Genomic DNA, 9,262 nt, shown 5'->3' with positions numbered 1-9,262 from the left:
GCGCCCCACAACAGCGCATTGTTGGCGGGCAGCCCGTTGGCGAAACGCTCGGTGTTCTCGATCAGGATGTCTCGCATCCGGTCGATGCCCTTGAGAAGGGCGATCCCGACCCGGCTCACCTTTGGCACCGGCGACAGCCGCCCGTCGGGGTGCCAGACAAAGGCGTCCGCGCTATCGAAGGAATCGGCCGCACTGCCGGCCGGGGCATTGGCCGCAAGGTGCGCCACAATGGCCTCCAGCGCGTCGGCAATCCGTGCGGCGTGGCCGTCCGTTAACGCGGCCGAAGGGCGTTTTGTCGCGGCTTTGGCTGATTTGCCGGAGGCGGGCTTTGCCGCGGTTTTACTGGGTTTTTTGGCCATCGCTCAAGTTCCTGATGGCGCAGGCTTATCGGGCCTTGGCACGTCCCGCAAGCGGCCTAAATGAAAGGGTGTCCCAGCGTTGCAATTGGGACCGCGGCCGCTATAGTCCGCGCGAATTTGCCCCGGACCGGCCCAGGCGCCTTGGCGCTGCCGGTCCATTCCCGTCTTAGCCGTTAAGGAATCCCCGATGCTGATCACCCCAGCGTATGCCCAGGCCGCAGCCGGCGGCGACGCCAACAGCATGCTGATGTCGCTGCTGCCGTTCGCGCTGATCTTCGTGATCATGTACTTCCTGATTCTGCGGCCGCAGCAGAAGAAGGTGAAGGATCATGCCGAGCTCGTGAAGAACATCCGCCGCGGCGATACCGTCGTGACCTCGGGCGGCCTCGTCGGCAAGGTCACCAAGGTCGTCGACGACGACCAGATCGAGTTCGAGATCTCCGACGGTGTGCGGGTGCGGCAGATGCGCCAGATGATCTCCGGCGTGCGCGCCAAGGGCGAGCCCGCCAAGGAAAGCTCGAAGGAAAGCGCCAAGGACGAGACTTCGGCGGGCTGATCCGCCGGCCAAGCCTCGCATTCTCCTGATCTGACAGGTTCGGTCGATGTTGTATTTCACGCGGTGGAAGGCGCTGGGGATCATCCTGACGGCGCTGATCGTGTGCCTGTGCGCGGTCCCTAACTTCTTTCCCGAGGCCCAGGTCAAGGGCTGGCCGGCGTGGGCGCAGCGGCGCCTCGTGCTCGGTCTCGACCTGCAGGGCGGCTCCTATCTGCTGCTCGAGGTCGATTCCAACTACGTGAAGAAGGAAAAGCTCGACCAGATCCGCGACGACGTCCGTCGCGTGCTGCGCGAGGCCAAGATCGGCTACACCGGCCTGTCGACCAAGGGCGATGCCGTCGAGGTCCGCGTCAAGGATAGTGACCTCGGCAATGCGCTCTCCAAGATCCGTGAGCTCTCGCAGCCGCTCGGCGGGCTGCTCGGCTCCAACGGCCAGCGCAGCCTGGAAGTGGCCGACGCCGGTGGCGGCCTGATTCGGCTGACCGTACCGCAGGCGGCGATCACCGAGCGGGTTCGCCAGACCATCGAGCAGTCGATCCAGATCGTCGAGCGCCGCGTCAACCAGCTCGGCACCGTCGAGCCGGTGATCCAGCGCCAGGGCACCGACCGCATCCTGGTCCAGGTGCCGGGCCTGCAGGACCCGACGCGGCTGAAGGAGCTGCTCGGCAAGACCGCGAAGATGGAATTCCGCATGGTCGACACCTCGGTGCCGCCCGACCAGGCGCAGCAGGGCCGGCTGCCGCCGGACTCCGAGCTCCTGATGAGCGCGAGCGCACCGAAGGTGCCCTATGTGGTCAAAAAGCAGGTGCTGGTCTCCGGCGGCGACCTCACCGACGCGCAGCCCGGCTTCGACCAGCGCACCAGCGAACCCGTCGTCAACTTCAAGTTCAATACTGCCGGCGCACGCAAGTTCTCCCAGGCCACGACCGAGAATGTCGGCCTGCCGTTCGCGATCGTGCTCGACAACGAGGTGATCTCCGCGCCGGTGATCCGCGAGCCGATCACCGGCGGGCAGGGCCAGATTTCCGGCAGCTTCACCGTGCAGTCGGCCAACGACCTCGCGATCCTCTTACGCGCCGGTGCGCTGCCGGCGCCGCTGACGGTGATCGAGGAGCGCACCGTCGGTCCTGGTCTCGGCCAGGACTCGATCGAGAAGGGCGAGCTTGCGGCTTACGTCGGCTCGATCATGGTCATCGTGTTCATGCTCTTGACCTACCGCCTGTTCGGCCTGTTCGCCAACATCGCGGTGGCGATCAACGTCGCGATGATCTTCGGGCTGTTGTCGCTGCTCAACGCCACGCTGACGCTGCCCGGCATCGCCGGCATCGTGCTCACGGTCGGTATCGCGGTCGACTCCAACGTGCTGATCTACGAGCGCATCCGCGAAGAGTTGCGCGGCGGCCGCAACGCGATCTCGGCGATCGACGCCGGGTTCAAGCGGGCGCTCGCGACCATTCTCGACTCCAACATCACGACTTTCATCGCCGCTGCGGTGCTGTTCTACATCGGCACCGGCCCGGTGCGCGGCTTCGCCGTGACGCTCGGCATCGGCATCCTCACCACGGTTTTCACCGCTTTCACGCTGACCCGGCTGATCGTCGCCGGGTGGGTGCGGTGGAAGCGGCCGCAGAGCGTGCCGATCTAGGAGCCTGATCGTGACTCACTACGTTCTCATCGGGCTCGGCATCCTGATCGCCATCCTCACCGTGGTCGCCGCGTTCGGCTTGCTGCCGTCGCTGCGCATCGTCCCCGACGACACTCACTTCGATTTCACGCGCTTCCGCCGCATCAGCTTCCCGGTCTCGGCGGCGCTGTCGATCGTCGCGATCACGCTGTTCTTCACCCACGGCCTGAATTTCGGCATCGACTTTCGCGGCGGCACGCTGCTGGAGGTGAAGGCGAAGTCCGGCGCCGCCGACATTGCCGCGATGCGCACCTCACTCGACGCGCTCCGTCTCGGCGAGGTGCAGCTGCAGCAGTTCGGCGGTCCGGAGAACGTCCTGATCCGCGTTGCGGAGCAGCCCGGCGGCGATGCCGCGCAGCAGGAGGCGGTGCAGAAGGTGCGCGGCGCGCTCGGCGACTCCGTCGACTACCGCCGCGTCGAGGTCGTCGGGCCGCGCGTGTCCGGCGAACTGCTGGCTTTCGGGATGATCGGCCTGATGCTCGCGATCGTCGCGATCCTGGTCTATCTCTGGTTCCGCTTCGAATGGCAGTTCGCGCTGGGCGCCATGATCGCCAACGTGCACGACATCGTGCTGACCATCGGCTTCATGTCGATCAGCCAGGTCGATTTCGACCTGACCAGCATCGCCGCGCTGCTGACGATCTTGGGCTATTCGCTCAACGACACCGTCGTCATCTACGACCGTATCCGCGAAATGCTGCGGCGCTACAAGAAGATGCCGATGCCGCAGCTGCTCAACGAGTCCATCAACTCGACGCTGTCGCGCTCGATCATCACCCATGTCACCGTGACGCTGGCGCTGCTGGCACTGCTGGTGTTCGGCGGCCACGCCATCCACAGCTTCACGGCGGTGATGATGTTCGGCGTGGTGCTGGTCGGCACCTATACCTCGATCTTCATCGCGGCGCCGATCCTGATCTATCTCGGCGTCGGGACTCACCGCGAAGACGCTGCGGATACCTCGGCAAAGAAAAACCGGCCATGATCCGAACGGCGTGCTCCCGCGTTAGGATTTCGGGGGCAGGAGGCTGATCGGACGACGCGCATGGCCGGCGATCCCAACGCACCGCATTTCCCGCGCTCGGCGCCGATCGACGCGTACGGCAAGGGCGGCTTCGCCTTTGCCGGTATGTCGCATCGCGGCTCGCTGCTCTGCCTCCCGGACGCGATCTGGGCTTGGGATGTGACGGAACCCGCACAGATCGACCGCTATTCGCTGGACAAGGTCTTTGCGGCCGCCAACAGCATCGATACCCTGCTGGTCGGCACGGGAACCGGGATCTGGCTGCCGCCGCCCGAATTGCGCCAGGCGCTGAAGGCGGTGAGGGTGGTGCTGGACACGATGCAGACGGGACCGGCCGTGCGCACCTACAACATCATGATCGGTGAGCGTCGCCGCGTCGCCGCCGCCCTGATCGCGGTGCCATGAGCGCAGCCGCCCCTGACGATGCCGCGGCGTTCTGCGCCGACCTCGTGCGCAACCATGATTTTGCGCGCTACGTCTCGACCCTGTTCGTGCCGGCCGCGGCGCGCCGCGGGCTGCTCGCGCTCTATGCCTTCAATGTCGAGATCGTCCGGGTCCGCGACCACGTAAGCCAACCGCTGCCGGGTGAAATCCGCCTGCAATGGTGGACCGACATGCTGGCCGGCCACGTCCATGGCAGTGCCGAGGGCAATCCAGTGGCAGCCGAGTTCCTGCTCGCCATCCGTGAGTTCGATCTTCCGGTCGAGCCGCTGTCGCTGCTGGTCGAGGAGCATCAGTTCGACCTCTACAACGATCCGATGCCGACCATGGCGGCGCTGGAGGGCTATCTCACCGACACCTGCGCGGCGCTGTTCGCATCGGCGGCCCGGATTGCCGGGGCATTTCCTGCGGCCGTCGATCATCTGGCGCGACATGCGGGGCTCGCTTATGGCCTCGTGCAGGTGCTCGCCGGCCTGCCGCGCGACGCCTCGCGCCGCCAGCTCTTCCTGCCGCAGCAGCTTCTGGACAGCCACGGCTGCGGCATCGAGGAGGTGTTTGCCGGCCAGGAGACGTCACGGCTGCGCGCGGTCCTCAATGAGTTGGCGGGCGAAGCGCGGCAGCATCTTGCAACGGCATTGTCGCTGCTTGCGGAACTGCCGCCGGCGGCGCGACCCGTGTTCCTGCCGCTGGCGCAAGCGCGCCGCGACCTTGAGCACCTATCCCGCGCAGATCGCAATCCCTTCCTGCCGCTTCCGGTATCGCGGCTGCGAACCCTGTGGACGACGTGGCGGGCGTCGCGGTCGCGGGAATTTACCAGGTAGCGGCGGCCATATCGCAGGGCCACATCGCCGGGCCCTGGCAAATGCTCTATGCTGTCCTATGGCCGATGTGCCCCAGACCCTCTCGCCCGCGACGCCGGATCCGGCCGCCGACCTGACCGGCCTTGCGGTCGCGCCGGCCGACATCCACGCCGCGGTGGAGGTGGTTCGAGGCGCCATCGCCGAGACGCCCTGCAATTACAGCCGGACGCTCAGTGCCATCTGCGGCTGCGACATCTGGCTCAAGTTCGAGAACCTGCAGTTCACGTCCTCGTTCAAGGAGCGCGGCGCGCTCAATCGCCTGACCGCGCTGTCGGACGGGGAGCGGCGACGCGGCGTGATCGCGATGTCGGCGGGCAACCACGCCCAGGGCGTCGCCTATCACGCCAGGCGCCTCGGCGTTCCCGCAACCATTGTCATGCCCGTGGGCACGCCGATGGTGAAGATCGAGAACACGAGGCATCTCGGCGCCGAGGTGATCGTGACGGGCGCGACGCTGGAGGAAGCGGCCGAGTTCGCCCGCGCCCATGGCGAGGCGCACGGGATGATCTTCGTCCATCCCTACGACGATCCGCTGATCATCGCAGGCCAGGGCACCGTCGGGATCGAGATGCTTGCCGCGGTACCCGAGCTCGATACGCTGATCGTGCCGATCGGCGGCGGCGGCCTGATCAGCGGCGTCTCGATCGCGGCCAAGTCGATCAAGCCCTCGCTGCGGATCATGGGCGTGCAGGCCTGGCTCTACCCGTCGATGTACAACGCCATCCACGAGGCCAATTTGCCGATGCGCGGCGACACGCTGGCCGAAGGCATTGCGGTGAAGTCGCCGGGCCGGATCACGACCGAGATCGTTCGCCGCCTGGTCGATGACATCGCGCTGGTGAACGAGGCCGAGTTCGAACGCGCGGTCGCGAGCCTGATTTCGATCGAGAAGACCGTGGTGGAGGGCGCGGGCGCGGCAGGACTCGCCGCGATCATGTCCGATCCGTCGCGTTTCGCCGGCCAGAAGGTCGGCCTGATCCTGAGCGGCGGGAACATCGACACGAGGCTGATCGCCTCGGTCCTGACCCGCGAGCTCGCCCGCGAGGGACGGCTTACCCAGTTGTCGCTCGACATTCCCGACCGGCCCGGCCAACTCGCCGTGGTGGCGACGCTGCTGGCCGATGCCGGTGCCAACATCATCGAGGTCTCGCATCAGCGAACCTTCTCCGAGCTGCCCGCCAAGGCGACGTTGCTGCAGCTCGTGATCGAGACGCGCGATCGCGGGCATCTCGACGAGGTCCTGGCGAAGCTTGCCGCCTCGGGCCTGCACGTGCACGGGATGTGAGTGGGGCCGCTAGCCCGCCGGCAGGTCGGCCCCGAAATTGAAGCGATCGCGCAGGTTCTTGCGCTGCTCGAGGATGTCCTTGAGGAACGCGCGGTCCTGGTCGTTCTTCATCATCGGCTCGATCAGGTCGATCTGGTTCATCGCCACCAGCTGCAGGATCTCGGTGCGCGGCCTGCCGCTCGTGTCGCGCGGCAGGGCGTGGACGACCTGAATGTGTTCGGGCGGCTTGGGGCCATTGGCCGCCGCAAGCTGATCGCGGAGCTGGTTCTCGAGCGCCGCCTGATCTGCCTCGACGAAGGCATAGAGCCCGACGCCGGCGCGGCGGTCGGCGAAGGCGACGATCGCGGTGTCGCGCACGGCGGGATGTTTCCGGATCAGGTCGGTCAGCACCGGCGCATCGTTGACGAGCCGGCGACCGCCGCCTTCGCGGTCGGTGAAATTGAACAGCCCGCGCGTGACCGCGCGATAGATCTTCTTGCCGGTGGCGAGCCAGAGGCTTGCGGCGAACGACTTTCGCGCCAGGACCTTGCGCTCCCGCGCCGTCAGCGCGTCCGGCGCGTAGGTGCGCTTGTGCTTGAGGAGGTGGCGGAGATCCTCATAGGCCGCGATGCGGTACAACCGGCCGCGGCGCTTGAAGCAGGCGGCGAGCTGGAAGTCGGTCAGATAGGCGCGTCCGTCACGGCCGACCAGCCAGTTCTGCTCCTTGGCGAGATCATTGTGACAGATGCCGGCGCGGCGCAAACGGCGCAGGGCCTGCTTGGCGGAACGAAAATAGGCGACGTCGCCGTGCGGCTTTGCCAGATGCAGCGCCGCGCCGTCGACGAAGCCGCGCACCAGCGCGCGCCGTCCCGACCACAACAGCTCCGGGCCGACGTTCAGGCCTTTGGCGAGAGTGAGTGCGTGCCGCTCGCGGGCGAACAGGTGGCGTGCGAGCAGGAACGACCACCAGGGCACCTGATCGAGCCGGCGCAAGACTGCATCGACCTCGCCGTTCTCGCCGCGGAAGCGGCCGCGCTCGACGGTCGAGAACACGTCGCGCTTGAGCAGCACGCCCTCGGTCCAGCGCGCCGAGAGCACCGCGGCGTCTTCTTTGGGAAGGCTCATGGAGGGCTCACGCCGCAGCAGCGATGGTCAGGTGGTCGGCGATCCAGCGATCGAGATCGGCCAAGGCCCGCGCGCTGAGCGCCTGCTTCCTGGCGACCGTCTTCTCGCTGCCGCGCAGCCGGGTGCCGTCGGGCTTTTTCGTCGGCGCACTGGCGAGCGGCGGAAACAGGCCGAAATTGATGTTCATCGGCTGGAACGAGCGCGTGCCCGGCTCGATGGTCTCGATATGACCGCCGGTGATGTGCCCGAGCAGCGATCCCAGCGCCGTCGTCGGAGGCGGACTGGAGAGCGTCTGACCATGAGCATCGGCCGCGGCATGGAGGCCCGCGATCAGGCCGATGCTGGCCGATTCCACATATCCCTCGCAGCCCGTCATCTGGCCGGCAAAACGCAGCCGCGGCTGCGCGCGCAGGCGCAACTCACCGTCGAGCAGCTTAGGCGAGTTGAGGAAGGTGTTGCGGTGCAGGCCGCCGAGGCGGGCGAATTCTGCCTTCTCCAGTCCCGGGATGGTGCGGAAGATGCGCTGCTGCTCGCCATACTTCAGCTTGGTCTGGAAGCCGACCATGTTGTAGAGCGTGCCGAGCTTGTTGTCCTGGCGCAGCTGCACGATCGCGTAGGGCTTTGTCGCGGGATCGCGCGGATTGGTGAGCCCGACCGGCTTCATCGGTCCGTGGCACAGCGTCTCCGGACCGCGTTCGGCCATCACCTCGATCGGCAGGCAGCCGTCGAAATAGGGCGTGCTGGTTTCCCAGTCCTTGAACTCAGTCTTGTCGCCGGCGATCAACGCGGCGACGAAGGCGTCATACTGCGCCTTCGTCATGGGGCAGTTGAGATAGTCGGCGCCATTGCCGCCGGGACCGACCTTGTCGTAGCGCGACTGGAACCAGGCGACCGACATGTCGATGCTGTCGCGATGCACGATCGGCGCGATCGCATCGAAGAAGGCGAGCGCGCTTTCGTCGGTCAGCGCGCGGATGGCGTCCGCCAGCGGCGCCGAGGTGAGGGGACCGGTCGCGACGATGACGTTGTCCCATTCGGCCGGCGGCAGGCCAGCGACCTCGCCGCGGGAGATCTCGATCAGGGGATGGTCGTTGAGCGCCTTGGTCACGGCTGCCGAAAAGCCTTCGCGATCGACCGCCAGCGCGCCGCCCGCGGGCACCTGGTTGGCATCGGCCGCGCGCATGATCAGCGAGCCCAGCCGGCGCATCTCCGCATGCAGGAGGCCGACGGCATTGTTGGCCGCGTCGTCGGAGCGGAACGAGTTCGAGCAGACGAGCTCGGCGAGGCCGTCGGTGCGGTGCGCTTCCGTCATGCGGTCCGGCCGCATCTCGTGCAGCAGCACCCGCACGCCGGCTCTGGCGACCTGCCAGGCGGCTTCCGAGCCGGCGAGGCCCGCGCCGACGATGTGCACGGCCTTGGATTGGGGTCCTGTCATGGGCGCGACAGGTAGCGCTTTTCGGCGCGAAGTGAAATCGCGGAGATCGGAGTTTTCCGGCCCGGATACGACAACGCCCGCACGAGGCGGGCGCTATCGGTGGATCCGGTCGGCGGCCGCGTTTCAGCCCTTGTAGTGGCCAGCGGCGACGCGCGGGATATCCGAGCGATCGAGGCCGATATCAGCCAACTCGCGATCGCTGAGCTGGGACAGCTCGGCAATATTGCGCTGATAGTCCCGGAACGCGTGGATCATGCGAATGAGCGAGAGCAGCATGGTAGTCTCCTGTAGTTCGATTCAGCCCTTGACCCGAGCTTTATCGTTGAAATGAATATAGCTCACCTGTTGCATTGCAGAAGTTTAAATGTTGCGCTGCAGCTACGCGCGAAATGCATGGCATTGGTAAGGAACGATTAACGGGTTGGAAAGGCTCCGATGTGGTCGGTGACGCGCTTGAAGAGACATCAAAAAATACTGTAAACTCAGTGCTATATAAGAAGGGTCAAGCTAAGAT

The 9,262-nt window shown here is 66.2% G+C and carries 10 protein-coding genes; 6 read left to right on the top strand and 4 right to left on the bottom strand.

Annotated features, from left to right (window positions below):
- Positions 1-359 (bottom strand): DUF815 domain-containing protein (locus KGM94_RS20340; RefSeq protein WP_300263427.1); only part of this gene is annotated, 359 nt, incomplete at its 3' end.
- A 187-nt stretch (positions 360-546) separates the two neighbouring features.
- Here KGM94_RS20340 and yajC point away from each other — a divergent pair.
- From yajC to KGM94_RS20310, 6 genes are read left to right on the top strand one after another with little or no spacing between them, the layout of a single operon-like run.
- Positions 547-915: a preprotein translocase subunit YajC gene (yajC, locus tag KGM94_RS20335; RefSeq protein WP_300263425.1), complete on the top strand. Its 369-nt coding sequence runs from the start codon at positions 547-549 to the stop codon at positions 913-915.
- Between the two features lie 46 nt (positions 916-961).
- Positions 962-2,560 carry a protein translocase subunit SecD gene (secD, locus tag KGM94_RS20330; RefSeq protein ID WP_300263423.1) on the top strand — a complete coding sequence of 533 codons (1,599 nt, stop codon included), beginning with the start codon at positions 962-964 and terminating at the stop codon, positions 2,558-2,560.
- A gap of 10 nt (positions 2,561-2,570) precedes the next feature.
- A complete protein-coding gene (gene secF / locus KGM94_RS20325; protein ID WP_300263421.1) occupies positions 2,571-3,584 on the top strand; it encodes a protein translocase subunit SecF in 1,014 nt (337 codons plus the stop codon).
- A 60-nt stretch (positions 3,585-3,644) separates the two neighbouring features.
- Positions 3,645-4,028, top strand: coding sequence for an MTH938/NDUFAF3 family protein (locus KGM94_RS20320; protein ID WP_300263419.1), 384 nt, complete (start codon positions 3,645-3,647; stop codon positions 4,026-4,028).
- Positions 4,025-4,885, top strand: coding sequence for a phytoene/squalene synthase family protein (locus tag KGM94_RS20315; protein ID WP_300263416.1), 861 nt, complete (start codon positions 4,025-4,027; stop codon positions 4,883-4,885). Before KGM94_RS20320 ends, KGM94_RS20315 begins: the two co-directional genes overlap by 4 nt.
- Before the next feature lie 58 nt (positions 4,886-4,943).
- A complete protein-coding gene (locus tag KGM94_RS20310) occupies positions 4,944-6,209 on the top strand; it encodes a threonine ammonia-lyase (protein WP_300263414.1) in 1,266 nt (421 codons plus the stop codon).
- A gap of 9 nt (positions 6,210-6,218) precedes the next feature.
- On the opposite strand, the gene KGM94_RS20305 is transcribed toward KGM94_RS20310, so the two are convergent.
- From KGM94_RS20305 to KGM94_RS20295, 3 genes are all read right to left on the bottom strand, one after another.
- Positions 6,219-7,313 (bottom strand): serine/threonine protein kinase, encoded by a 1,095-nt coding sequence (locus KGM94_RS20305; protein ID WP_300263412.1) that lies wholly within the window; start codon positions 7,311-7,313, stop codon positions 6,219-6,221.
- Between the two features lie 7 nt (positions 7,314-7,320).
- Entirely contained in the window at positions 7,321-8,748 is a 1,428-nt protein-coding gene (gene trmFO, locus KGM94_RS20300) for a methylenetetrahydrofolate--tRNA-(uracil(54)-C(5))-methyltransferase (FADH(2)-oxidizing) TrmFO (protein WP_300263410.1), read from the bottom strand.
- 123 nt (positions 8,749-8,871) lie between these two features.
- The gene (locus KGM94_RS20295) at positions 8,872-9,024 is read right to left on the bottom strand and encodes a DUF1127 domain-containing protein (protein ID WP_300263408.1); all 153 of its coding nucleotides are present in this window, start codon (positions 9,022-9,024) and stop codon (positions 8,872-8,874) included.
- Positions 9,025-9,262: the final 238 nt, after the last annotated feature.

Origin of the sequence: Bradyrhizobium sp. (genome assembly GCF_028868675.1) — a bacterium.
Classification (GTDB): domain Bacteria; phylum Pseudomonadota; class Alphaproteobacteria; order Rhizobiales; family Xanthobacteraceae; genus Bradyrhizobium.
Note: the sequence above shows the minus strand (reverse complement) of the source record. Positions and strands in the feature narration are given on the sequence as shown.

Excerpts from the sequence above, each read along its gene's own strand:
- KGM94_RS20315 (WP_300263416.1), top strand. The coding sequence starts at position 4,025 with ATGAGCGCAGCCGCCCCTGACGATGCCGCGGCGTTCTGCGCCGACCTC.
- KGM94_RS20310 (WP_300263414.1), top strand. The coding sequence starts at position 4,944 with ATGGCCGATGTGCCCCAGACCCTCTCGCCCGCGACGCCGGATCCGGCC.
- secD (WP_300263423.1), top strand. The coding sequence starts at position 962 with ATGTTGTATTTCACGCGGTGGAAGGCGCTGGGGATCATCCTGACGGCG.
- KGM94_RS20295 (WP_300263408.1), bottom strand. The coding sequence starts at position 9,024 with ATGCTGCTCTCGCTCATTCGCATGATCCACGCGTTCCGGGACTATCAG.
- trmFO (WP_300263410.1), bottom strand. The coding sequence starts at position 8,748 with ATGACAGGACCCCAATCCAAGGCCGTGCACATCGTCGGCGCGGGCCTC.
- KGM94_RS20305 (WP_300263412.1), bottom strand. The coding sequence starts at position 7,313 with ATGAGCCTTCCCAAAGAAGACGCCGCGGTGCTCTCGGCGCGCTGGACC.
- yajC (WP_300263425.1), top strand. The coding sequence starts at position 547 with ATGCTGATCACCCCAGCGTATGCCCAGGCCGCAGCCGGCGGCGACGCC.
- KGM94_RS20320 (WP_300263419.1), top strand. The coding sequence starts at position 3,645 with ATGGCCGGCGATCCCAACGCACCGCATTTCCCGCGCTCGGCGCCGATC.